The 23,943-nt window shown below is 59.5% G+C and carries 19 protein-coding genes; 12 read left to right on the top strand and 7 right to left on the bottom strand.

All coding sequences use genetic code 11. The features are described from left to right. Positions 1–185: 185 nt before the first annotated feature. Both KT71_RS11200 and KT71_RS11195 read right to left on the bottom strand, forming a co-directional pair. Positions 186–785 (bottom strand): SprT-like domain-containing protein, encoded by a 600-nt coding sequence (locus KT71_RS11200; RefSeq protein ID WP_008295288.1) that lies wholly within the window; start codon positions 783–785, stop codon positions 186–188. Then, the gene (locus KT71_RS11195) at positions 760–2,082 is read right to left on the bottom strand and encodes a M20/M25/M40 family metallo-hydrolase (RefSeq protein WP_008295289.1); all 1,323 of its coding nucleotides are present in this window, start codon (positions 2,080–2,082) and stop codon (positions 760–762) included. The genes KT71_RS11200 and KT71_RS11195 overlap by 26 nt, the downstream gene beginning before the upstream one ends. A 233-nt stretch (positions 2,083–2,315) precedes the next feature. Here KT71_RS11195 and KT71_RS11190 point away from each other — a divergent pair, with 233 nt between their 5' ends. Continuing rightward, positions 2,316–2,957, top strand: coding sequence for a 2-hydroxychromene-2-carboxylate isomerase (locus KT71_RS11190; RefSeq protein WP_008295290.1), 642 nt, complete (start codon positions 2,316–2,318; stop codon positions 2,955–2,957). 79 nt (positions 2,958–3,036) lie between these two features. Beyond that, positions 3,037–4,650: an amidohydrolase gene (locus KT71_RS11185; RefSeq protein ID WP_008295291.1), complete on the top strand. Its 1,614-nt coding sequence runs from the start codon at positions 3,037–3,039 to the stop codon at positions 4,648–4,650. A gap of 61 nt (positions 4,651–4,711) precedes the next feature. Here the strand turns inward: KT71_RS11185 and KT71_RS11180 are convergent, their stop codons facing one another. After that, a complete protein-coding gene (locus KT71_RS11180) occupies positions 4,712–5,281 on the bottom strand; it encodes an NYN domain-containing protein (RefSeq protein ID WP_152025218.1) in 570 nt (189 codons plus the stop codon). 13 nt (positions 5,282–5,294) lie between these two features. Next, a complete protein-coding gene (locus KT71_RS11175) occupies positions 5,295–5,780 on the bottom strand; it encodes a cupin domain-containing protein (RefSeq protein WP_023659632.1) in 486 nt (161 codons plus the stop codon). 151 nt (positions 5,781–5,931) lie between these two features. On the opposite strand from KT71_RS11175, the gene KT71_RS11170 reads away from it, so the two are divergent. The 3 genes from KT71_RS11170 to KT71_RS11160 are packed head-to-tail and all read left to right on the top strand — an operon-like array spanning position 5,932 to position 8,404. Further along, positions 5,932–6,633 (top strand): creatininase family protein, encoded by a 702-nt coding sequence (locus tag KT71_RS11170; RefSeq protein WP_008295294.1) that lies wholly within the window; start codon positions 5,932–5,934, stop codon positions 6,631–6,633. Then, entirely contained in the window at positions 6,624–7,658 is a 1,035-nt protein-coding gene (locus KT71_RS11165) for a ketopantoate reductase family protein (protein ID WP_008295295.1), read from the top strand. The genes KT71_RS11170 and KT71_RS11165 overlap by 10 nt, the downstream gene beginning before the upstream one ends. Next, positions 7,649–8,404 (top strand): SDR family NAD(P)-dependent oxidoreductase, encoded by a 756-nt coding sequence (locus KT71_RS11160; RefSeq protein WP_008295296.1) that lies wholly within the window; start codon positions 7,649–7,651, stop codon positions 8,402–8,404. The genes KT71_RS11165 and KT71_RS11160 overlap by 10 nt, the downstream gene beginning before the upstream one ends. A 34-nt stretch (positions 8,405–8,438) precedes the next feature. Here the strand turns inward: KT71_RS11160 and KT71_RS11155 are convergent, their stop codons facing one another. Further along, on the bottom strand, positions 8,439–13,868 hold the full coding sequence (locus tag KT71_RS11155) for an AMP-binding protein (protein ID WP_008295297.1): 5,430 nt from the start codon (positions 13,866–13,868) through the stop codon (positions 8,439–8,441). Positions 13,869–14,163: 295 nt separating this feature from the next. Here KT71_RS11155 and KT71_RS11150 point away from each other — a divergent pair, with 295 nt between their 5' ends. Further along, the gene (locus KT71_RS11150; protein ID WP_008295298.1) at positions 14,164–15,309 is read left to right on the top strand and encodes an acyl-CoA dehydrogenase family protein; all 1,146 of its coding nucleotides are present in this window, start codon (positions 14,164–14,166) and stop codon (positions 15,307–15,309) included. 230 nt (positions 15,310–15,539) lie between these two features. Continuing rightward, positions 15,540–17,114 (top strand): arylsulfatase, encoded by a 1,575-nt coding sequence (locus tag KT71_RS11145; protein WP_008295299.1) that lies wholly within the window; start codon positions 15,540–15,542, stop codon positions 17,112–17,114. Positions 17,115–17,171: 57 nt separating this feature from the next. Here KT71_RS11145 and KT71_RS11140 read toward each other — a convergent pair whose 3' ends face one another. Further along, positions 17,172–17,816 (bottom strand): hypothetical protein, encoded by a 645-nt coding sequence (locus KT71_RS11140; RefSeq protein WP_008295301.1) that lies wholly within the window; start codon positions 17,814–17,816, stop codon positions 17,172–17,174. A 325-nt stretch (positions 17,817–18,141) separates the two neighbouring features. Here KT71_RS11140 and KT71_RS11135 point away from each other — a divergent pair, with 325 nt between their 5' ends. From KT71_RS11135 to lipA, 3 genes are all read left to right on the top strand, one after another. Further along, positions 18,142–19,536: a MipA/OmpV family protein gene (locus KT71_RS11135; RefSeq protein WP_008295302.1), complete on the top strand. Its 1,395-nt coding sequence runs from the start codon at positions 18,142–18,144 to the stop codon at positions 19,534–19,536. Positions 19,537–19,556: 20 nt separating this feature from the next. After that, complete coding sequence (locus KT71_RS11130) at positions 19,557–20,144, top strand: hypothetical protein (protein ID WP_023659629.1); 588 nt, start codon at positions 19,557–19,559, stop codon at positions 20,142–20,144. Positions 20,145–20,240: 96 nt separating this feature from the next. After that, a complete protein-coding gene (gene lipA, locus KT71_RS11125; protein ID WP_008295304.1) occupies positions 20,241–21,236 on the top strand; it encodes a lipoyl synthase in 996 nt (331 codons plus the stop codon). Positions 21,237–21,294: 58 nt separating this feature from the next. Here the strand turns inward: lipA and KT71_RS11120 are convergent, their stop codons facing one another. Next, positions 21,295–22,020: a DUF3313 family protein gene (locus tag KT71_RS11120; RefSeq protein WP_008295305.1), complete on the bottom strand. Its 726-nt coding sequence runs from the start codon at positions 22,018–22,020 to the stop codon at positions 21,295–21,297. Between the two features lie 178 nt (positions 22,021–22,198). Here KT71_RS11120 and KT71_RS11115 point away from each other — a divergent pair, with 178 nt between their 5' ends. Both KT71_RS11115 and KT71_RS11110 read left to right on the top strand, forming a co-directional pair. Beyond that, entirely contained in the window at positions 22,199–23,080 is an 882-nt protein-coding gene (locus KT71_RS11115; protein ID WP_008295306.1) for an NAD(+) kinase, read from the top strand. Beyond that, positions 23,081–23,929 carry a rhomboid family intramembrane serine protease gene (locus tag KT71_RS11110; RefSeq protein WP_008295307.1) on the top strand — a complete coding sequence of 283 codons (849 nt, stop codon included), beginning with the start codon at positions 23,081–23,083 and terminating at the stop codon, positions 23,927–23,929. Positions 23,930–23,943 lie beyond the last annotated feature (14 nt).

Below are 23,943 nucleotides of genomic sequence, written 5' to 3'. Positions count from 1 at the left end.
TCAGCGCCAGAACAAAGGTCAGGGACAGCGAGGCTATCCTCCGAATCGGTAATACCGCTGGCTGCGCGAATGCTGGGCGAGGTATCTTTTTCAAAGGAATAGCCATCGGAAAGAGGGGACGGGAGTATAGAAGCGCGGGCGGTATGACGACAAGCCGGGCTAGGTGCCAGCCGCTGGGGGCGGGCTTATCGTTCTTGCTCGTCGATATAGACAAAGCGCTCCACGAAGTCGCCCTTGATGTGATATCGCTGCCCTCGACGGCCGAGTCTGTACTCCGCGTAGCGGCGGGAGCGTCGATGGACTTTGCGCACCGTACGCTCCTCGCCGTTTTGCATGATAGCGATGAGGGTGAAGCGTGCATGGGACATTTTCTCGTGAAGTTCCGCATCCTCCGAGCGTCCCGACGCCCGGGGTATCGCCCCGAGGGTGCTCGCAACATGCCGCCAGCGCGGGCCGTGTTTGAAACGAATGCCGGCAATAAGATGGGCAAGCTCGTGGCGGATAGTGTCTTCCAAATCTGCCAGGGCAGTGGTCCCTAGGAAGCTTTTGGATAACACCATGCGCCCGTCGCGATGAGCCTGCCCGTAGGAGCGGCGGGCACGGTTGAAGGAGAGCTCCCGAAAAGGATGCTCCCAGTCTGTAAACAGAGCCTCGGCGCGGACCCGCTCCCGGGCAACGATATGGCGTATCGCGTTTTCCGTGAGGGGGCCGTCGGGGGCCGAGGCCGGGGCAGTCCCTTCAAATCCCGTGTTCAGCGCTCTAGTCTGCCAATCCCGCTTCCGCAAGGATGGTCAGTATGCCGATCTGGGGGCCGAGGTGAACGTCGACGGGCTCCCAGTACTCAGCCAGGGAGTGAGCTTTACCCGATTTTCCGCCGCGACTCATGGTGACCGCGGGAATACCCTTGGAAATCGGCAGATTCGAGTCCGTCGAGGAGATCTGCAGAGATGGCGTTACGCCAAGAGCGGTGGTCGCCGCCATGGCACGCTGCACCAACGCGGCCGTTGCATCGCCTTTGGCCGCAGGACGGGTGCCTACGCGGTCGACGTCTACCGTCAGTGCGGGGCCATCGAGGCGCCCCTCATTCTCTTCCTTTAACGCGGTTTGAATCGCCGCCTGGAGCACCGCATCGATGTCGTCGAGCTTGTCCTGGCTCCCTGAGCGCATATCAATTTCCATCCACGCCTCAAAAGGGATGGAGTTGATGGAAGTGCCACCACCGATGCGGCCGACGTTGTAGCTGGTTTTCTCGCCCACGGTGGTTACCGAGGGGGCGTTTTCATCAAAGAGGGCGATAGCGCGGCCCAGGGCATGTTGGGGGTTCGCGAGGCCAAAAGCGCCCCAGGAGTGGCCGCCGGGTCCTTTGAAAGTCACCCGATAACGGTGAGAGCCGACACCACCGTAAACGATGCGCTCGGCGTTACCGCCATCGACGGCAATGAAGGTATCGATTTTTTCCGCGCCATCGCGAAACAGGTATTTCACGCCGCGGAGATCCCCGAGGCCTTCCTCTCCCACGTTGCCGATGAACAAAACGTCCGCCTCGGTTTCGATATCCGCTTCGTCAAGGGCCGAAATAACTTCCAGAAGCGTGACCAGACCCCGGGTGTTATCACCGATACCCGGCGCGATCATCTTGTTACCTTCAAATTTCACCGTGACGTCGGTCTCTTCGGGAAACACCGTGTCCAGGTGTGCGGCATAGGCGACCACCTTGTCACCCGATTTCCCCGGGCGGCGCCCAATCACGTTGCCCGCGCCGTCGATGGTGACATCCTCAAGACCGCGATCTTTGAGCATCGTCGCAAAATGAGCGGCCCGAACGTCCTCTTTAAACGGTGGCGCGGGGATTTCCGTAAGTTCGATCAACTCCTGCCTGGACCGGGCTTCAAGGGTCAGCACGTAGTCCAGGGCTGTTTGTACCCGCGCATCGGCAGTCAGGGCTTCCATCTCTGCTGTGTACTCCGGCAGGATGGTGGCATCGGCATCTGCGGCGTTCAGGGCGCTGGCACCTGTGCCCAGGGCGGTGATTAACAGGGAGCCGACCAGGGTCGGCAATTGAAGCATCGATGATGATTTCATGAAGTATCCCGCTATTCCTCTAAGGTGAGTTCTACGTCCCGTAAAATATTGATGGCCCATCAGGCGACCAACGCCGGCGTCGTTGTGGTCTACTATACGGCCTAAGGCAGAGCCGATGAAGTAAAAGCCAACGGGAGCTCATACTTCACAAGTCTGATGCTGCTCCGGACTCAGAGTTTGGGGCGACCCTTGAAATCACACTTTCATCGTAATAAGAGAGGGGAGAGTCAATAGTGAGTGAAACCATCGATTTGTATTTTTCGTTTCGCAGTCCCTACAGTTACCTCGCAGCGCAGCTTGCGGAGGATGCTCTCCGGGACTTCGATGTGGAGCTGCATTTAAGACCGGTACTGCCCCTGGCTATCCGTGAACCGAATTTTTTTGATAAGTCCAATCACGACCGTGTCCGATACATTCTCATTGATTGGTTGCGACGGGCAGAAATGCTGGGCTTGCCTGCGGGGTTCCCCAGTCCTGATCCTATAGTTCAGGATATGAGCACCTTCACAATAGCCGATGAGCAACCGCATATCTTCCGTCTCACCTATCTGGGTGTGGAGGCCGAAAAGCGAGAAACCGGTGTGCCCTTTGCCCGGGAAGTGTCGCGTCTCATCTGGAGCGGGACCCCGGATTGGAATCAGGGCGATCATCTCGCCGATGCGGCGAAACGGGCGGGTCTGGATTTAGCGGCTATGGAAGCTGCCGTGGACTCTGGCGAGACCCACAAGGCCATTGTCGAAAGCAATCAGGAAGCGCAGGCGGCAGCGGGGCATCGCGGCGTGCCGCTTTTTGTTTACAAGGATGAGCCGTTCTTCGGGCAGGACCGCATAGATTCCCTGTGCTGGAAGCTGGAAAAAGACGGGCTCAAGCGCTGAACTTCCTGACATGGCATGCTTAACAGGCCCGGCGGCATCATCGGGCATAAAACCAACGAGTCAAAACGAGGAAAACTCCATGGCTAAACTTCACCGATCCGTCCTCAGGGCGACCGCAACACTGGCCCTGGCTATTGCTCCATGGGCCCTGAACGCTGCCGAGGAGCAGGGTGATGCCAAACCTGTGTTGTCCGGTTTGCAGGCGGAGGCAGTCAAGGGAGTAGAGGATCGTGAAAAGCTTATTCAGGAGATCATAGACAGTCTGTTTTCTTTTTCCGAACTGGGTTTTCAGGAGTTTGAAACCCAGGCTTATATGACAGCGCTCCTGGAGAAGGAGGGTTTTTCCGTTGAGCAGGGTGTCTCCGGTATGCCCTCGGGGTGGTGGGCGAGTTGGGGCAGCGGCGAGCCCGTGATCGCCCTGGGCTCGGACGTGGATGGTATTCCCAAGGCGTCGCAGATGCCGGGTGTGGCTTATCGGCAGCCCATGGTGGAAGGTGCGCCGGGCCACGGTGAGGGCCACAACTCGGGACACGGCGTTACCGTCGCCGCGGCCCTGGCGGTTAAGGAGATCATGGAGCGGGAGGGGCTTCCCGGCACTCTGGTGATCTGGCCCGGGATTGCCGAAGAGCTAGTGGGCGCCAAGTCCTACTACGCCCGGGACGGACGTTTTGAGGATGTCGATGCGGTGCTCTTTACCCACGTAGGTCGCAACCTCCAGACCTCCTGGGGCGGTGACCGGGGAACGGGTCTGGTGTCCGTGCAGTATCAGTTCAACGGCGTGGCCGCTCACGGCGCGGGTGATCCCTGGCGTGGCAAGAGTGCTCTTGATGCCGTGGAGCTTATGAACGTGGGCTGGAACTACAAGCGTGAGCATCTCAGACCCCTCCAGCGCTCCCATTACGTGGTAGTCGATGGAGGTGACCAGCCCAACGTGGTGCCGTCAAAAGCGAGTGTCTGGTATTTCATCCGGGAGATTACCGCCGAACATATTCTTGAGAATTTCGAGTCGCTTCAGCAGATCGCTGAAGGCGCGGCGATGATGACCGGCACCACCGTGGAACGGCGTATCATTGGTTCAGCGTGGCCGCGCCACTTTAACAAGGTCATCGCCGAGCGCATGTACCACAACATTCAGGCGGTCGGCCTTCCCGAGTGGTCCGAAGACGATCAGACTTTTGCCCGCGCGGTGCAGGAACTCATGGAGGCCGAGAATCTTAAAGAGGAAGGCCTTGCGACGAAACTGAGCGAGCTTCAGGCACCTCCCGAAAGGCCTATCAGTGGCGGGTCGGACGATATCGGCGATGTTTCCTGGAATGTGCCCACGGTCACCCTGCGGTTTCCGTCCAATATTCCCGGCACCATCGGTCACAACTGGTCCTCCGCAATGGCAATGGCAACACCCATAGCCCATAAGGGGGCCGCCGCTGGCGCAAAGGTGCTTGCCGCCACCATGATGGATCTGCTGACGGAGCCGGAGCTACTGGAGGAAGCCTGGACGTATTTTGAGGAGGAGCAACTCAAGGACATCGAGTACGTGCCCTTTATCAGTGAGGATGATAAGCCCGCCATCGAAAAAAATGCGGCGATCATGAGGGAGTTCAAGGAGCGCTTGAAGCCGCTCTACTACGATCCCAGCAAATACACGACTTACCTCGAACAACTGGGTGTGGATTATCCGCAACTGAAACCCTGATTCAGGGACTGGGAGCTGAAGAGGCAATCCTCCATTGCTTCGTGCGGTTTGTTTTTGCGGGTCAAAAACCGGCGCGAAGATAATCCTCGGGCCTCGCCAGGGGCTCGAGACTCAGGTGAAGGCTCGGTATCTGCAGGGCGCCGCGATCGACCTCGAGCCCGTGGCGCCGCTTCCATATCCAGCGGTGGGCCTTGGCCCGATCTTTAAAGCGATCGTTGGATATAACATCCGCACCGTCTTTTTTAGCCTGCTCCAGAATCCAGGGATCCGCCTGTGTGCCTCCGGGCACTACGCGAAAGCATGCAGCCCAGGGTTGCTCGCTGATCAGTCGTTCAAAACAGGCCTCCTGCTCCCTGCGATGATCGCGAAATAGGTAGAGCGTGTTGGCGTCAAAAAAACAGCTGAGGGCTGCTCCGTTCTCCCGAAGGTGCACAGCGATGGCCAGGACGTAGCGCAGCTCGGGATACTTCGGGCCATGGAGTAAAGCGATGTTGGTGCCGTCCAGGACAAAGGAGCGGCCATGGAAACAGCCCTTTTCCGCCGTGGTTCCCTCAGGCTTTATTTCTGCTTTTGGGTTTTCAATGCCGGAACTGCGAAGGAGCACCGTGGATATCCATCTCCAAAGCGACATTTCCCGCTGCCGTTCAGTCGTGGACTCGTACCCACATGGTTTCGCCGGCATTGGACTGCTCCGTGCTCACAGGGCCATTACCGATAATCTGCACCACGGCGTCCCGGTCGCCCCGGGCGCCGTCCCAGTGGGCAGCACCGGCGGGGTGGAACATGTATCCGCCGGCGGTGATTTCCTGTGCCGCTTCGGGATCAAAGGTGGTGCCCACGCCGGCAAACCAACTCCCTTCAATGACGGTAACGTGCCGGTCCCGGGAATGAAAATGGGGCGTGTCCATCACCCCGGCGGGAAATCGAACGCGGATGACATAGGTGCCCGCTTCGGCAGGATTACCGCGGACCACGGCGAACTCCGCGCCCAGACCATCGGGAACGGGCATCCACGTGAGTTCCTGCGTCTGAACGACCTGGAAGTCCGCCGCCACGCTCTGGCTCTGAGCGCTCGCCGCACTGATACACAAAAGAATACCGAAGAGCCTTGCTACGCCTTTAAATCTCATGAACTCTGCTCCAAGCTGTCGCAGCAATGATTAATGCCGAGCAGTTGATCATAATGACGCCGCACCGTCGATAGGCGGGGGCGCAGGGTAGGGAGCGCGGTGCCCGGCAAGCATTTCGCGCATTGAAATCTGACAGTCTCAGGAGGCGTCATTGAAGATAAGTAATTGCAACTGGTTTGAGGTTGAAGACTACCTAAAGCACGACGACCGCTGCGTGCTGCCCCTGGGGAGTACCGAGCAGCATGCCTATCTCAGCCTGTCCGTGGACTCCATCCTGTCAGAAAAAATGGCGACAGATGCGGCGGAGCCCCTTCACGTACCGGTGTTTCCTGCGGTGCCCTACGGCGTCACTCCCTACTTTATGGGATTCCCGGGAACCGTTTCATTAACTATGCAGACCTACGAAGCCCTTGTTCGCGATGTTTTGGACAGTCTGTATACCCATGGTTTTCGGCGGGTACTGATTGTTAACGGGCATGGCGGCAACAGCCCGGTACAAGCAGCCTGCGCAGACTGGGTGAAGGACAATCCGGGCACGGCCCTGCGGTTTCATGACTGGTGGCGCGCCCCGAAGACCTGGGCGGCGGTAAAGGCCGAGGATCCCGTTGCCTCCCACGCTTCCTGGATGGAGAACTTTGCCTGGACCCGGCTTGCTGGCCGCTCCATGCCGGCGGAGCAAAAGCCTTTTGTAGACTTTGAGCGCCTTCGAGAAGCCAGTCCCGGCGAGGTGCGAACGCTCATCGGCGATGGCAATTACGGTGGTGAGTACCAGAAGGCCGATACGGTTATGGAAGCGATCTGGGCTGTCGCCGTGGCGGAAACCCGGTCCCTGCTTGAAGGCGAATGGGAGTGAAGACCCCCGCGTCAGATCCCATTCTTATCTGGGGCGCCGGCGCTATCGGTGGCATTCTCGGCGCCTATTTTGCGCGGGCGGGGCAGGCGGTGCACATGGTGGATGTGGTGGAAGACCATGTGGGATCCATGCGCAGCGAGGGTCTGCGCATTGAGGGGCCCGTGGAAGCATTCCGCCAGTGCCTGCCGGCGGACACCCCCGCCAGCCTGAAGGGCAAGTTCCGGCGCGTTGTTCTCGCGGTAAAGGCCCATCACACGGAGTCTGCCCTGAATCAATTGCTTCCCCATCTGCGGGATGACGGCTTTGTGGTATCGGCTCAGAACGGGCTTAACGAAAAGTTTATTGCCGCAGCTATCGGTCAGGAGCGTACCCTAGGATGTTTTGTGAACTTTGGTGCCGATTGGCTGGGCCCCGGACGCATACTGTATGGCAATCGCGCGGCGGTGGCCCTGGGGGAACTGGACGGTATAAGGAGTGAGCGTCTTGCGGAGATGCACACGCTTTTCCGTCTTGTCGAGCCAGACGCCGTCATGACGGATAACATCTGGGGTTATCTCTGGGGCAAGCTCGGCTACGGCGCGCTGCTGTTTGTCACCGCGCTGACAACGGCGTCCATGGCCGATGCCATGGACTCGGCGGCACACCACAAGGTCTACGCCACCCTGGGCACAGAGGTGATGCGACTCGCGGCGGCGGAGGGCGTTGAGCCCATCGGCTTTAATGGCTTTGATCCCCTGGCTTTTGCGACGGGTGACGGGGCGGGGATTCATGAATCCCTCGCTGCCATGGTCAGACATAACCGTCAGACGGCTAAAACCCATTCGGGAATTTATCGCGACCTGGCCGTGCGTAAACGCAAGACGGAGGTGGATGCGCAGATGGGCATCATGGTGGCCATGGGACAGAAACACGGCATCCCAACGCCGGCTATCGCCCGCCTCTGTGAATTGATTCATGATATTGAGAATGGCCAGCGGGATCAGTCCATGAAGCTCCTTGATGAGATGCTGACGCAATGCAATTAGGCCTTAAGGACAAGCTGTTTGTTGTCACGGGCGCCGCCCAGGGCATCGGATCTGCGATTGTAAAAAGTCTGGCAGCGGAGGGCGCTGCGGTAGCCGCGCTCGATATTGACGCCGAAGGTCTTCAGGATCTTGCCGCCTTGCAGGGCGTGACGACTTACCCAGGAGACCTGTCTCGCGCGGAGGAGGCCCACGAACTCTGCAAGCGGGTGCTCGACGCCCAGGGCGCTGTTTATGGTCTGGTGACCGCCGCCGGCGGTGTGCGGGGTCAGACGGCTAAAAATCTCGAAAACGTGAGTGCCGCCGAGTGGCACCGTATTTTTAATGCCAACGTGGATGCCGCCATGTGGTGTGCCCAGGCTTTTGCACCTGCAATGAAGGCTGCCGGCAGCGGTCGCATTGTCACGATATCTTCGGGCGCGGGCCTCCGGCCGAGCCTGACGGGGATTCAGTCCTATGCCGCTGCCAAGCACGCCTTGGTGGGGCTCACAAAACAGCTGGCTCTGGAGCTGGGTCCCGACGGTATTGCCGTGAATTCCGTGGCTCCGGGTTTTGTGCTTTCCAACCCCTCTACGGTCAGACAGTGGGAAGCCTTTGGGAAAGCGCGGCAGCAAGAGATCCTGGGTGGCATTCACATGCGCCGCCTGGGGAGCGCCGACGATATCGCCGACGCTGTGCTGTTTCTCTGCTCCGAGCGCGCCTCCTGGATCTCCGGTCAGATCCTTTCCGTCGACGGCGGTCGCGCCTGAGTGAGGGGCGGCCGCTGGTTTTTTTCCTCCACGCTCATCGAAGTGCTCCTGCAGATCCCGTATCAATATGAGCGAGGGTTTCCCCGCGCTGTTCGGCTTCGCGGATGGCCCAGGCGCGATACAGTTCATCCCGCGTTTTGAGCCCCGAGCGGGGAAGGCCATGGGTGGCGACGTAGTTGGCGCCGGCATGACGGTTTTCCCACATGGCCTGATGGGCCTCTGCGATCTCGGTCAGGTCTACGTTGACCGGTGGCATCACATCGATCATGCCTCCGGCGATACGCTCCTGCATTTCTGCGAATTCCCGTGCGGTGTTGAGGTGGGTGCCTCGGATCTCTGCACTGGGCATGAGTATGCGGCGCTGGCGCATCCAGACCTGCGGCGCATAAAAACTGAGCCGCTGACCCCTGAGGTCTTCGGCGTAAACGACTTTGCCAACATTGGGTTTTACCAGCGAGGTTGCCAGTCCCAATCCGTCTCTCCCGGCGCGTTCGAATACCACGTCGGGAAGTCCTCGCTTGTCGAGAGTATTGCGCAACAGCGGCGCTATGGCAGAACCGATGGGCTTTAGGGTGACGTCCGAGAATCTGCGAACCGCCTCCTTGAAAGCCTCGGATTCCTTAAAGGCATCGGGCAGTTCGGGAAAGGGCCCTGGCGGCACAAAGTCATCACCGAGCTTGCGAGCGATGGCATCGATGCTCACCACGCCGGTGAGGCGGGTGCCAAAGCCCAGGGAGGTAACAAACTCCCGCTGGGCGGCATTGTCTGCCAGCACCGCCACCTGGGCTCCCAGACTGCATCCCACCTCGATGGCCTCAATGGCCACGGGGTCGACAACGCCGTCATCGGCACCGGGTCCGTAAACCACAAGGAGGGTGCCGCCGCTGCGCAGGCCAGCGCGATCAAACATGACCGCAGGGCTCGAGCTTCCGCTTTTGCCCATGAACGAAAAGCGATAACCCGATGATGCACCATAGAATGTGAGTACACCGTCGTCGCCCAGCAATTGGAAGGAGCGGGAAAAGGCGTTTTCGCCGGCGTGGGAGACCACGTAGTCAATATTGCCTTCGGCCTGCTTCCGGGCCTCCGCCACAAAAGCATCGCCGGCGCGTTCCCAGGGCTCCCAGGCAGCGGGGTCCTCGGGCACCGGCGTAAAGATATCGCTCCAGCGTTCGTCCTTGCGGTTGATGGGGGCGCCGCCAAAGGCCCTCACGCGCTCGCCGCGTTCTTCTGAGGAGACCATGCCGACGACGGATAACCCCGTCTGTTTTGCCGTGCGGAGACAGTCAAGGCCCGTACCCGTGGATGCGCCCTCAACAAAGAGCCGGCGTCCCGGCTTGATGTCCAGCGTCGTGAATAATGCCCGATGAATCGTGCCCAGGGTCAGTCCGTAGGAGCCCGCTTCTTCGATGGTCATGGAGGGTAGCTTGGGATGGAGCTGGGGACCCTGTACCACCAGAAACTGCGCATGACTGCCATCGTTCTGCTCATAACCCTGGATGCGGAAATCCGCCGCCATAGGATCGAGTCCCTGATCCGGGGACAGGAGTTCGCTCTGTCCTGAATAGATAGTTACCAGTTGACCCACGGAGAGTCGCCCTTCGCGCAGGAGTTCCGCGCCGAGCTGGGCGACCATGGCCACGCCACCGGAACCGGTCACCTGCACATCGGCATCCCGGGCATCAAAGGGTGACACGGGAATGCCGGTAATGGCCCAGATGTCATTGAAGTTCATTTCCGAGGCGAGGACGTAGACCAAGGCCTCGTTGGGCCCGGGCGTGGGTGTGGGAAACACCAGGAGCTTTTCCGCGTCTTTGGGATCGCCGTGATCCGGTGCGCCCGTGTCTGCCCGTTTGGCTACTCCCATACCGTACTGATAGCGGGGCAACTGTGTGACACCGGCAAAAAAGGGCGCGTCCAGGGCGATGAGCTCTCCCGCGGCTTCCAACGCCGCGCGCTGTTCCATCGGGGCATCAGGGGTTACGTCGGTGTACTTGACGGGGAGGGGGGCGCTGCGCCGCTCCAGGAACGCGCTGATGCCTACGGGGCCCGATGCAGGATCACAGACCGCCTCGGCGAACAGCTCGGCCTCGTGTTTGAGACCGGCGGATTGGCCTTTGCTGGCACCAAAGCTCACGGCGTCGATAATGCGATCCAGACAGTGTCCTCGTCCTCCGGCGCGAAGCTGGGCGAAGGTGCTTGCCAGTCCCTTGTCGTCCAACAGTGCCTGATCCACCGGGAGGCTGTATTCCCGGGTTTCAAGGTAGTGTCGCTGCCGTTCCAGGGTGGCTCCGACAGGCCCCTCGCCGTTGAAGTGTTGCCTGAGCATCGCCATGGCAGACTCCACGGCGCTGACGCCCGGCGCCTCGACGATATGATCCACCAGACCCGATGCCAGGGCTTCCCGGGCATCGATGTTGCGGCCCGAGGCAATGAGACGGATAGCATCGATAAGTCCCGCGCGACCATGAAGCTGATGGAGCCGGCGCACCAGGCGCTGGGTGCCGCCGTAGCCCGGCAGCAGATTGAGATTGATTTCCGGTTGGCCGAATCTGGCCTGGGGATCGGCGACGATAAAGCCGCAGGCCAGGGCCAGCTCGCAACCGCCCCCGAGGGCCGGCCCGTTCACCGCAGCGATCACCGGTTTACCCATGTTCTCCAGAACGGAGAACGCCGTGTGCGCTGCGTTGGGCGGGGTTTGGGCCGACTCGCGGTCACCGGCTTCGCCGATTTCAAGCAGTTCCTTGACGTCGGCACCGGCGACGAAGGCGTTGCGCGCGCCCGTTACCACCAGGGCCTCGATGCGATCCTGCTGGGCGATATGTTGTAAAACGGTATTGAGCTCGTCCAGGGAGCGCTCGTTCAGGGAGTTCACCGGCGGAGAATCGATCATCAGTAGCGCTACAAAACGCCGGGGCGCAATCTCATGGGTTTCCAGGCGTAAGAAGCGATAGCTCTGCACGATTTCCCGGGCCTGGCTGAGCTGACCAAAGGATTTCCAGTTGCTGACGATGTGCTGAATTTCCGGGACAACTTCGGGATTGCGCAGGGTAGAGAGATCACCCAGGGGCTCATCCAGGAGAATCGCCCGCAGGGTTCGTCGCATGTATTTGCCAGAGCGGGTTTCCGGGAAGGCGGGGATGACCAGAAAATCTGAGGGCACCGCCGTCGCACCTTTTTCGCTGCGCACCAGACCCTGGAGTCGGCTGAAGTCATCATCACCGAGACGGGAGCCGGGGGCGGCTATAAGGAAGGCCACGGGGGTCTCCCCCTTTTCATCGTGGGGCGCGCCAACGACAACCACGTTGCCCACGGGGGAGTCTGTACGCAGGGTCTTGTCGCGCAGGACAGCGCCCTCAATTTCTTCCGTGCCGATACGGTGTCCTGAGACATTGATCACGTCATCCGAGCGACCGTGAAGGGTGAAGGCACCATCCTCGTGGCTGCGGGCATAATCGCCCTGGGTGTAGGCCAGGCCGTCGGACCAGCGGTTGAAGTAAACCTCAGCGAAACGCTTGATATCACCCTGCCACTCGTCGGTGCCCAGGGCATCGGCGTCGCCCCAGATGGTGCGCGCCAGGTAGGGGTAGGGCTGGGTAATGACCAATTCGCCTTTCTCGCCGGGCTCCGCAGGTCGCCAGTTGGATGCAGAGCCATCGGCAGCGACGTCTTCAGCGATGCGCACCTCCGCCTGTATCCACGGGAGGGGCCAGGTTTTGGCGTCTGCCTGCAGGTCATTGAAGCCACCCCAGGGGCAGGAGAACACCATGCCGCCGTGCTCCGTTGCCCAGTAGGAATTAATGTAGTGATCGCAGATGCGGTCCATGCCGAATTGCTGCACGGCGGGAGAGACCGGCTCGGCACAGAAGGTGGCAACCTTGACCCCGCTCATGTCGTAGGTCGACATGTCTTCAACACTTGCCGGATCGGTCATCACCGCTTTGAGAAAGGTAGATCCCGCTTTGAAGATACTTGCTTTATGCCTCTCGATAATCGACGAGAAGCGTCCCGCATGGGGGAAAAGCGGAGAACCCTCGGCGATGATTGTGCCGATACCCAGGCACAGGGGCGCGGCGATGAGATAGGCCTGACCGGTAATCCAACCGGGGTCGCCCACGACATAGATGCGATCGTCACCCTCGGCGTTAAAGACCATGCGCATGGTGTGAGCAATGCCGGCGAGCCAGCCGCCGTGGGTGTGGACCACGCCTTTGGGTTTGCCGGTGGAGCCCGAGGTGTAGATGATAAACAGTGGCCAGTCGGCATCGACGGGTACGGGGGCGTGGGAGGCGCAGAGAGCTTTATGGAGATCCCGGTCTCCGAGTTTGAGCAATTCCTCGATGTTTGCGGCAATAAACCCTTCTTCTGCCGCTTTTGCCAGCACCCGATCCGTGGCCTCGCTGACGAGTTCGTGGGACCAGCGGTCCCGGCTCTGACGGACAATATCCTGTCCGGTGTAGCGCACCACCACCACCTGCTTCACCGTGTGTTCGACGCCGGCGAGCTCCCGGGCTACCGTGGTTCGCAGCTCCGCGGAGCGTTCAGCGGCCAGGTCGGCCTCGGTGGCCAGGGCCGCACCGAGTTCACGCATGAGGTCGCTGCGCTCGATGGTGATTTCGCCGCGCAGACCCTTCTCGACGGCGTCTACTATGCGAGTCCTGGCATCTCCGAGATCAAAGTCGGCAATGACGCGATTCAGACAGGCGAGCGCCGACGGGAGGGGGATGAAGTTATCCAGCGCCTGATCGGTGTAGGCCTCCTTATAGGAAACTACCTCCGCATTACGGTAGCCGCCATCAGCGGTGATAACGACAGTGGCGCCGGCGTCATAGATACGATCCGACAGGGTTTTTGCGGAGAAACCGCCAAACACGGGGGTGTAGATAATGCCCAGACGTTTTGCCGCCTGGGTGTAGAAGATTTGCTCCAGGATGTTGGGCAGGTTGAAGGCAATGCGGTCACCGCGCTTCAGGCCCAGGGAAGACAGCACCTCAGCGCGCAGGACGGTCTCTGCCAGGAGTTGGCGAAACGAGACGGTGATTTCCTGTACCGGGCCGCCCTTACCATCATTGCGTGACGGATCCCAACGGTCACCCTCGAACACAATCGCAGTGGCGTCGCCGCGACCCGCGAGTACATGCCGATCGACCTCGTTGAAACAGGCGTTTGTGAGGGCTCCGGCGTACCAGCGATAGAAGGGTGCGCGGCTGTCGTCGAAGGCCCGGGTCCAGGGAAACCACTCCCGGGGACGGGCGTTGTCTGCAGGCCCACCGCGGTTGACACCCAGGCCCTGCCAATCGCCGTTGTCAGTGCGGCTCAGCCAGTCACCGTTGTCGTACCAATGGAGCTCCCGGGAGGCGATGGAGCCGTGGTACTGACCCGGGTCTTCAAGAGCAAGTTTCCGCTGCTCGCCTTCGTCTGACGCCGATGCCAGGCGGCCCCATTTGTTTGAGTCTTGGTGCACGCTGCCCCCTCAATTCTCACATTATTTTTTTTATCGCATTCTGGCAGCGCTCTGGTATTCCGCTCTGGAAATCTGCTTTGAAAATCAGAGTGCCCGCATTCTGTCTACCTAGAGATTACAACCCCAAAAGACCATTGGATCAATGGGGGTTTAGGTCCCTTCTGTCACCTACGGTCAGCGATGCTGAGCGTTCGGGTCAATGCTTATGGGCCAGGCTCGGCGGTAACATCGTCCGCCAAAGCTTGTTGAGGCCTCGTCGTCACGACAGGTGGTCGGTTTTTTTCGGAGTAGCCAGATGATCCCTAGAACAGTATTTGATGAAGAGCACGAACTGTTTCGCAGTAACGTTCGACGCTTTCTGGAAACGGAGGTGGTGCCCTTTCACGGGCAGTGGGAGAAGGACGGGCAGGTTGATCGGGAGCTGTGGCGCAAAGCGGGCGCTCAGGGCTACCTGGTTCCCCAGGCGCCGGAAGTCTATGGCGGTGCAGGAGCGGATTTTCGCTACAACGCCATCATCGATGAGGAGGTGTCTCGGTCGGGGTGCACAGGCCTCGGGTGGGGCGTGCACAGCGATATCGTTGTTCCCTATCTCATGCGCTACGGGAGCGATGCGCAAAAAGAAAAATACATCGCCGCCTGTGTGCGGGGCGACATGGTAACGGCCATCGCCATGACGGAGCCGGGCACGGGCTCGGACCTTCAGGGTATCCGCACTCACGCCGTCGCCGACGGCGACGAGTACGTCATCAACGGCTCCAAAACCTTTATTACCAACGGACAGCACGCAGATCTGGTCGTTGTGGTCTGTAAAACCGACCCTGAGGCAGGCGCGGCGGGTACCAGCCTGATACTGGTGGAGGCGGATCGCGCGGGCTTTGAGAAGGGCCGTAATCTTGAGAAGGTCGGTATGAAAGCCCAGGACACCTCGGAACTCTTTTTCAGCGATGTCCGTGTGCCGAGGGAAAATCTTCTCGGCGAAGAGGGCAAGGGCTTTGTATACCTCATGCAGGAGTTGCCCCAGGAGCGACTCTCCATCGGCATTATGGCTATGGCCGCTTCCGAGGTTTGCCTCCGCCAGACCATTGACTACGTCAAAGAACGGCAAGCCTTCGGTAAGCCCATCGCCGCCCTCCAGAACACGCAATTCAAGCTCGCGGAGCTGGACACGGAACTCACCAGCGCTCAGGTGTTTATGGATCGTTGTCTGGAACTTCTGGTAGCGGGACAGTTGGATACGGTAACTGCCTCAAAAGCCAAGCTCCTGGGATCGGAGCTGCAGTGTCGCATCGTCGATGAATGCGTCCAGCTCCACGGAGGATACGGCTATATGTGGGAGTACCCTGTTGCCCGCGCTTTCGCGGACTCCCGGGTACAGCGTATCTATGGGGGCACCAGTGAGGTGATGAAGCTGATTATCGGACGATCACTTATCGCTGACTGACGATCGACTGAAGGAGGGCTTAAGAGGCCTTGGGGCCGGTGTCGCTAGGCAGCGCAGCACTTTTGTCTGCGGGGCTGGAAAAACTATCCGTGCTCCATGACATTGCCATCGCGGTGGGCGCCGATATACTCGTGTGGTGATCGCAGGAACGCTGTCACCGCGGCGCAGGACTCCCAGGGTCGCGTCGTTAATCAAGGCCCAATTCCGTCAATCAAGTAGAGATCACGACTATGTTCAAGCTCAAAATTCTCGCCATGGCAACGCTGGCCGCGGTGACCTGGGTGTTCAGTGTGGCGTCGTTTGCCGCTGACAAGCCCAATATTCTGGTGTTGTGGGGCGATGATGTGGGGGTTTGGAATACCAGCGCCTACAATCGCGGGGGCATGGGGTATCAAACTCCGAATATCGACTCCATCGCCAACGAAGGCGCGCTGTTCACTGATATGTATGCGCAGCAGTCCTGCACCGCGGGTCGAGCCTCCTTTATCCTGGGGCAGCAGCCTTTCCGTACAGGCCTGCTGACCATCGGCATGCCAGGTAGCGATCAGGGCATCCCCGACTGGGCGCCCACCATCGCCGACCTTCTGAAGGACCAGGGTTACAAGACGGGTCAATTCGGAAAGAACCACCTCGGTGACCAGGACAGGCACCTGCCCACCAACCATGGTTTTGATGAGTTTTTCGGCAATCTTTACCACCTCAACGCCGAGGAGGAGCCCGAGACCTACTACTACCCCAAAGATCCGGCATTCCATGAGAAATTCGGCCCTCGCGGTGTGCTCCATGCCTATGCAGACGGCAAGATTGAAGATACGGGTCCCCTCACGCGCAAGCGTATGGAAACCGTCGATCAGGAGTTCGGCGGGGCTGCGAAGAAGTTTATGGCGGCGGCGGTGAATGAGGATAAGCCGTTTTTTGTGTGGATGAACTTCACCCGCATGCATGTCTGGACGCACCTGCAGGAAAAATACCGTGGCAAGACAGGTATCAGCCTTTATGCCGATGGTATGGCGGAGCTCGATGACATGGTCGGCAGCTTCCTCGAAGAATTGGAGACCCTGGGGGTAGACGACAACACGATTGTTATCTTCTCGACGGACAACGGCGCCGAGAAGTTCACCTGGCCCGATGGCGGTGCGTCACCCTACCGCGGCGAAAAAGGCACCACCTGGGAGGGTGGCATGCGTGTGCCTCAAATGGTCAAGTGGCCGGGCACCATCAAGCCGGGCACTATCTACAACGACATTATGAGCCAGGAAGACTGGATGCCGACGCTCCTGGCTGCCGCCGGTGTGCCTGACGTCAAGGAAAAGCTCGCCTCTGAAGAGGGTATGCGCGCCAATGGCAAGCAGTTCCGCGTTCACCTCGATGGCTACAACTTCAAGCCGTACTTTGAAGGTGAGACGGACAAAGGCCCCCGCCGTGAAATCATGTATTTTGCCGCCAGCGGTATGCTCAACGCCATCCGTGTTGATGATTGGAAAGTCGCTTTTGCCATTGAGCGCGGCCCCATCAATGAAGCTTACCGGGAGACACCGGCCTGGCCCGTGATCACCAATCTCCGCGCAGATCCCTTTGAAAGTGCGTACACCGAGTCCGGCATGTACGTCCGCTGGTACGCTGATAATATGTGGCTCATGGTTCCGGCCCAGGGCTTTGTTCAGCGTTTCTTTGCGACCATTCAGGACTTCCCCTTTCAAGCGGGCGGGTCACTCAGCGCCAGTAACATCGGTTACGGCACCCTCGAAAGACAAAAAGCCATGGGTAGCCTGCAGCGTTTGATGGATCTATCGATTCAAAACTAAGCTGCATTGGTGAGAAAAGAGCCCGGGTGCTGAAACACCCGGGCTTTTTTTATTGCGCTATTTGAGTAAACCCTGATCTTTCAGGTCTCCAATCAGGGAGGCAATGATGTCGTGGCGCAGCCTGTCCGTGGAGCCGGCTTTGATGGTGTCGGATACCGCCTGCCACATATGTTCATGGGTGTCAGCAATATAGAGGTCGGCGATGACCTCGTGGGTGGTGTTGGAGGTCCAGACCGGTTGCTGATAGGCCACCTCGTAGGCGTGTCCGTAGTAGCCCGGGAATCCGCCGTAGTAACCCGCGCCATACATCGGCGTCACGCCGTAATAGATGGTGCCCGGGTGATACACCTCGTCGGTGCTTGCGCCGATATACCGCGTGACCAGTACGGTATCCAGGGCATGGGCCTTGGCAGCGTCGATGACGTCATCGGCCGTGAGCTCCCTGTCAGGCAACAGACTGTGGGCCGCCACCGCATTCACGCCATGGGTGGCGAGAGCTTTGACGAACATATTCTCAAAAACGATCTGGTTCTCGCGGTTTTGCGCGACACCAAGCACAAGCACGCCATTGAGATCGAGCTTCTTCAGGAGGGGGTCGGCGTAGGAGCGGGTAATGGTGGAGTTTGTGGAGCAGGCTGCGGTGAAAAAAGCGAGGAGGCAAACAAACAAAACACGGAAGGCAAAAAACAGTCGGTAGCTCACACGGAGGCTCCTGAAAAATTGTGCCTCAAGGATACCGCTAAATGCGCAGCTTTCACTCTATAATCGCCCGCGCGTCTTTAAACGGTGACCGTGACGCGAGGGTAGGGGAGAGCAACTGCGCCATTGATTGCGGTTAGTTTGTTCATGAGTTTGTGTTAATTACCGTGAGTTTCACGATCAGGCGATCAGTTCTAGAGTCATGTTTTTGAAAAACACTGCAGTCGTTGGGGCACGGCAGCCATGCTGTCCTTGGCGCTGGCGGCAGCCGCAAAAACCGCGAAAGCTTCGCCAGGCCTTACAATGCGCCGCCTGCGTTTGCCTTGCCTTGCTACTCCCCGCATATCCCGGCATAGCATGGGGCCTGGGCGATCTTCGCAGTCTGGACCCGGAGGATCGCAGCCAAGAATGGTCCTTTGGCTTTGCATACATTCTCGAGGACGTGATCTACGCGGGCGAGGAGGCGAGCGGTACGGATCTGGTTCCCTTGTTTACCTATAGCGGCAAGCATCTCTTTTTGGACAGCACCGATTTTGGCTGGCATGCGGTGGACACTTCCGCCTGGCAGCTTGATCTTTTCGCCAGTTACTACATCCAGGGTTACAACGACCATTCTTTTTTTTATGAGACCGGTGCCGTACGCCCTAATGATGACGCCCTCAAAGGCATGGTGCGCAAGAACACCGTGGAGGCCGGTCTGGAACTCACGCGCAAGACAGACTTCGGACGCTTTTCTCTGCAGCTCCGTCAGGATGCTCACGGTGTTCACCATGGCGGTGAAGTCCGCGCACGTTGGGCAAAGGTTTTTCGCGGTAATCGATGGCAGCTCGAGCCCTGGGCGGAGTACAACACACTGGCGGCGGGTAAAGCGGATTATTACTACGGCGTCCGGGAAGATGAGGTCACGGACACTCGCCCCGCCTATACCCTGGAGGATGGGAGCATCTGGGGCGTGGGCGTCGCGGGCCGCTATGCCGTCGGTCGACATCATCAATTTAACCTAAACCTGGCGTATCGAGGCTATGGCGGAGACATCGGCGCCAGCCCCATCGTCGCCCGGGATAGGGGCAGCAGTCTGCAGTTTGGCTACCGCTACGAGTTCGGTGGCGAGAAGCTGCCGTTGGGGGATGAAGACTTCAATTTTGTCACGAACAATGCGCGACGCAGCGCAGTGCGTGCGGCCTACGGCTGCTCCACGGAGGTCAAGTTTGTAGAGATCCTGCAGGGGGATATCGGCTGTAGCGATCTGGATACGGAGCTCGCCAGTGTTTTTGTCAGCCGACAGCTGACGGAACGCATGGTGACGCTTCCCATCGAGGGCTGGTTGCAGCTCGGTCTGGGGCGTCGCTTTGAAAACAATCTTCAGGATGATTTTTGGGAGGGGGTTTTTGCCTTTAAGGCGCTTTTTAGGCAATTCCCCTGGTCCGATTCCGTGGAGACTCGTGTGGGGTTCTCTAATGGTGTTTCCTACACAGGGCGCGTGCCCGCCCTGGAGCAGGAAAAAGCGGCCCGTAAAAACCGCCGTGAGAGCCATCTGCTACATTATCTGGAGTTTAGTCTCGATGTGTCCGTGGGGGACCTGCTGCGCGTGGACAGCATGAGAAATCTGTTTGCGGGCTTTTATGTGCACCACCGCTCAGGCATCTTTGCGAGTTCCAACTACTACAAAAACGTGGACGGCGGCTCGAACGCCAACATGCTTTATCTTGAGTGGGAATTTTAAATAAAAATTGAGTATTTATAATGACTTGCAGGTTTTTTGTAACACTGATTCTAAGTCTTTGTGTGGCCGTACCCCTCGTCCATGCGCAGCGTGCGGGGCAGTCTGTTTCGGTGCAATACGGGGTGGTGACCGGCGGTCAGCAGCTTGATCTGAATTCGGGGGCCGTACCCCGAGGCGCGGTAGTCGGCGGTGCCCTGGGTCTCGCATCCGCCCGGGGCAAGAAGTCCAGTAAGAAAACCCGCAACGCGTTGATCGGCGCCGCAGCGGGGAGCGCCCTGTCCGGCGCAGCGCAGGGTGACACCCGTGGCATGGTTTACAACGTTGCGTTGACCGGTGCCGCAGGCGAGATGCAAGTGGTGACGGATCAGCGTGAGATCCGCATCGGCGACTGTGTCGCCGTGGAGCGAGCGGGAGAAACCGCGAATCTGCGTCGCGTCAGTGACGGGTTCTGTGAGGCCGCTAACGCGAGCGTTGTTGAGGCCCTGGCCGAGGAGAGTGCCGAAGAGGCCAGCGAGTGTGCCGCCGCAAAGGACGCTGTGGTCAACGCGGCAACGATCGAGGCTGCGGAACTGGCAGCGGTCAAGATGCGACTCCTCTGCGACGATTGATGGAAGCCGTCTGGGCGCCTGGGAAGAAACCCGGGCGGCGGTGCCGCAGACGCTATCGCGTTATAATCGCCGCTTATTCTAAGTGACAGGGAAATCATGAGCGGCAGTTCAAGAATTCCGGTGGTAGATGTTTCCAGCGGCGAGAAATACGTCAATGACCGTGGAATGTCGGTGATTAAGGACGGCATCAAGGCCAGCGCCGGCGGCGGGCCCAGGTTGCCCAAGCCAAAATGGCTGCGCGCCCGAATCCACGGTGGCGAAACCTACGAGCAGGTTAAGAGTATTGTTCATGAGCATCGTCTGGCCACGGTGTGTGAAGAGGCCAAGTGCCCGAATATGAGCGAGTGCTGGAGTGCCGGCACGGCCACCATCATGCTTATGGGCGATGTGTGTACCCGCGCCTGTCGCTTCTGCGCCGTTAACACCGGTAATCCCAGGGGCTGGCTGGACAGCGAAGAGCCGGATAACACCGCGCGCTCCGTTCAACTCATGGGACTCAAGTATGTCGTGCTCACGTCGGTAAATCGCGATGACCTCCCCGACGGAGGGGCAGGGCACTATGCCGCTTGCGTGCGACGGGTCAAGGAAGTGAACGCCGCTACAGCGGTGGAGGCCCTTACCCCGGACTTCCTTGGCAGCCTCGCGGACGTTGAGACCGTTGTTGATAGTGGGGTCGAGGTGTTCGCGCAAAACGTGGAAACCGTGCGTCGCCTCACGCATCCCGTGCGGGATCCTAGAGCGGGTTACGAGCAGACGCTGGAGGTATTGGCGCATGCCAAAAAGCACCGCCCCGACGTGCTCACCAAAACCTCCCTGATGCTGGGCCTGGGGGAAACGGACGAGGAAATTCGAGAAGCCCTGGAAGACCTCCGCCGAGCCAAGGTTGATATCGTGACCTTTGGTCAGTATCTCCAGCCGACGGCTCATCATTATCCCATCGAGCGCTATGTCACGCCAGAGGAGTTTGAGACCTACCGTGAGTGGGGACTCGAGATGGGATTTCTGGAGGTGGTTTCCGGCGTGCTGGTGCGTTCGAGCTATCGCGCAGAGCAGGTGCTTGAAAAGAACAATGTGGGTCTGACGCCTGCCTAGCCCTGAGCTCTAATCTTCAGTACCCGGGGGAGACGCCAGCCCTCGCGGGGGTTAAGCCTTACTCCGCGGCGGCGTTACCGCGGGCCTGCATGGCGAGCAGGCCGTCGTGGATCTGCTTGGCCCAACTGCTAAAGTTGCGCCGTACCTCCGCCATATTAGTCACGCTGTTGTTCACAGACCACATATTGCTGTTCATGCTGCTGCGGGAGTCTTTGATGATGGCCAGGGGTTCCCCGCTGTCGCCATCCGCCAACATGATGGCAACGGATATGCTGCCGCCACCCTGAGTGATCACCGTGGAGCGCGCCGTCGTTCGAGACTGCATGTCATCCTTGGGCGCCACAGGTGCGATGCGCGTGACCATGGCCTCCAGACGGATTACATCGTCGCCGCCATCGCTGGCTATCTCAAAAGCGCCTCCAGCCTGCAACGCTTTTTCCATGGCGTCGTTAAAGGCGGTCTGGAGCTTGGCCTTATCCTCATCGGTGAGTTCCCACTCGCGGTTATAGCGATTCACCATGCTGCGGGTGGCGTCCGGCTGCACAATTTCGACATTGTCCAGGTCCAGGGGCTCGATAAGCACCTTGGTGTAGCGCGCGTAATCCGCATTGGGGTCGACATAGGCAAGATCAGCCCTGGAGTTATCGACCTTCGCAAGTCCTCCTAAAATGGTCTCGGCTCCTTCGCCCTGTTGGATGCTGGGCTGCTCGGCGCAGGCGCTTAGCAGCGCGAGAGGAGTGATGGCGACAGCGATTGCTCGGGTCAGTTTTTTGATGGCGTGCATGGACAGGTTCCTATGTCTTGAAACGGCAACGTAAGGCCACAAACAAAAGCGTAGTTTGCCACCGTCAGACCCCAGCGCAAGTAGGGCTGGGTTCGCGTGAGGAGTGACCGAGCGCGGGCAGCCATACCCCGCGCAGGTCTGGCTGGGTATACTGGCGTCTTTGCCGCGAGTGAATTGCATGCCCGGAGTATTTTCCCAGGTTGGGGTGGTGGGCCGAAGTCGCCAGGAAGGCATCGAAACGGTCCTGGAAGAGTTGATCGGGGCCTTGCGAGATGCCGGCGCCACTTTGCTCCTCGAAGACCGTTTTGGGGAGCTGACATCCGACGGCGGTGATACCCACACCCGGGACAGCATCGGTGCCCACGCCGATCTGATCATCGTTCTTGGCGGCGATGGTTCCATGCTCAGTGCCGCCAGGGAGATGCTCCAGTACGGCAAGCCGATGCTCGGCGTCAACCGCGGGCGCCTGGGGTTTCTTACGGATATCAGTCCGGATCGTGTTCGCGAGCAGATCGCCGCGGTCATGAGTGGCGATTTCAGTAGCGAAGAGCGGTTTCTCCTCGACGTCAGTGTGCAGCGCAATGGCGAGACCGTCGCCGAGGGTGATGCCCTCAACGACGTAGTCGTTAACTCCGGCACCTCGGCTCAGATGATCGAGGTTGAGCTTTATATCGACGACGAGTTTGTCAATCGTCAGCGGGCGGATGGCCTCATCGTGTCCACGCCCACCGGGTCTACGGCCTATTCCCTGTCCGGCGGCGGGCCAATCATGCATCCGTCCCTGGATGCGCTGCTGGTGCTACCGATGTTTCCCCACGCCCTTTCCAGTCGGCCCATTGTCATCCGCGGTGATAGCGAGATACGCATTGATGTGCTGGCGCGCAATCGCATCCATCCGCCGGTCACCTGCGATGGTCAGGTGAACATGACCGCGCGGCCCGGTGACTCGGTGCTCCTGCGACGAAACCCAGCGGTGCTGACCTTGCTGCATCCCCCGGGGCACAGTTTTTATGCCAGCTGTCGGGATAAGCTGCGCTGGAGCGGCGCGCTGGTCGACTAGATGTCTGAAGCTCTTTATCGCGGCGCTCTTGATGAGGATCTGCGCCCTCTCAGCGCATTGCTCTGGCAGCAGAAGATTGCTCATCGCATCGTCGAGGAAGACGGCGCGCAGGTGCTACTCCTTGCCGTGCCCGAAGAGCGCGAGCGTGCTGCAAGCCTGCTCCGGCGCTGGCAGGATGGGGAACTGCGCGTGACCCTGCGCCCCGCACCGGCGCCCACAGCAAGGCCTTCAAATTTACCCGCCATTATTGCCGGCGCTCCTGTCACCCTGGGGCTTATTGCCCTGAGCATCTGCGGCTTTCTGCTGGTATACCTCAATGCGCCCATAAGCTGGGTGGCGGCTCTCACCTATGAGCCCTTCACCCTGCAGGGGGGGCGCCCGGTGTTTTCCCCGGCAGAGGGGCAGATCTGGCGCCTCGTAACACCGGCGTTTCTGCACTTCGGCCTGATGCACATCGTGTTCAACAGTCTCTGGTGCTGGGAGTTGGGGCGACGTATCGAGGGCGCTCTGGGAAGTTTCAATCTTCTGGGGCTGTTTCTGGCGACGGCGGCGCTGTCCAACTTTTCACAACATACGGTCTCGGGTTCCGTGCTCTTTGGGGGACTGTCCGGGGTGGTCTATGCGTTTCTGGGATTTGCCTGGGTGGCAGGACAGATCAATCCTCGTTGGCGGCATCTGGCACCCGCGACACCGATCATGCTGTTTATGGTGGGCTGGCTGGTGGTATGTCTCGTGGGTCTAGTGAATGTGTTGGGGTTTTCCGTGGCCAACGCCGCCCATGTGGGTGGACTGCTCAGTGGCGCTGCCATCGGTGGCGCCTTTGCCCTGCTCTACAGGAACCGCTCCTGATATTGCGTATAATC

It is taken from the genome of Congregibacter litoralis KT71 (genome assembly GCF_000153125.2).
GTDB classification, from domain to species: Bacteria; Pseudomonadota; Gammaproteobacteria; order Pseudomonadales; family Halieaceae; genus Congregibacter; species Congregibacter litoralis.
This window is presented reverse-complemented; position numbering and strand designations above follow the sequence as displayed.

Excerpts from the sequence above, each read along its gene's own strand:
- KT71_RS11115 (WP_008295306.1), top strand. The coding sequence starts at position 22,199 with ATGCCCGGAGTATTTTCCCAGGTTGGGGTGGTGGGCCGAAGTCGCCAG.
- KT71_RS11165 (WP_008295295.1), top strand. The coding sequence starts at position 6,624 with ATGGGAGTGAAGACCCCCGCGTCAGATCCCATTCTTATCTGGGGCGCC.
- KT71_RS11175 (WP_023659632.1), bottom strand. The coding sequence starts at position 5,780 with ATGAGATTTAAAGGCGTAGCAAGGCTCTTCGGTATTCTTTTGTGTATC.
- KT71_RS11150 (WP_008295298.1), top strand. The coding sequence starts at position 14,164 with ATGATCCCTAGAACAGTATTTGATGAAGAGCACGAACTGTTTCGCAGT.
- KT71_RS11160 (WP_008295296.1), top strand. The coding sequence starts at position 7,649 with ATGCAATTAGGCCTTAAGGACAAGCTGTTTGTTGTCACGGGCGCCGCC.
- KT71_RS11195 (WP_008295289.1), bottom strand. The coding sequence starts at position 2,082 with ATGAAATCATCATCGATGCTTCAATTGCCGACCCTGGTCGGCTCCCTG.
- KT71_RS11180 (WP_152025218.1), bottom strand. The coding sequence starts at position 5,281 with ATGTCGCTTTGGAGATGGATATCCACGGTGCTCCTTCGCAGTTCCGGC.
- KT71_RS11110 (WP_008295307.1), top strand. The coding sequence starts at position 23,081 with ATGTCTGAAGCTCTTTATCGCGGCGCTCTTGATGAGGATCTGCGCCCT.
- lipA (WP_008295304.1), top strand. The coding sequence starts at position 20,241 with ATGAGCGGCAGTTCAAGAATTCCGGTGGTAGATGTTTCCAGCGGCGAG.
- KT71_RS11130 (WP_023659629.1), top strand. The coding sequence starts at position 19,557 with ATGACTTGCAGGTTTTTTGTAACACTGATTCTAAGTCTTTGTGTGGCC.
- KT71_RS11120 (WP_008295305.1), bottom strand. The coding sequence starts at position 22,020 with ATGCACGCCATCAAAAAACTGACCCGAGCAATCGCTGTCGCCATCACT.
- KT71_RS11145 (WP_008295299.1), top strand. The coding sequence starts at position 15,540 with ATGTTCAAGCTCAAAATTCTCGCCATGGCAACGCTGGCCGCGGTGACC.
- KT71_RS11185 (WP_008295291.1), top strand. The coding sequence starts at position 3,037 with ATGGCTAAACTTCACCGATCCGTCCTCAGGGCGACCGCAACACTGGCC.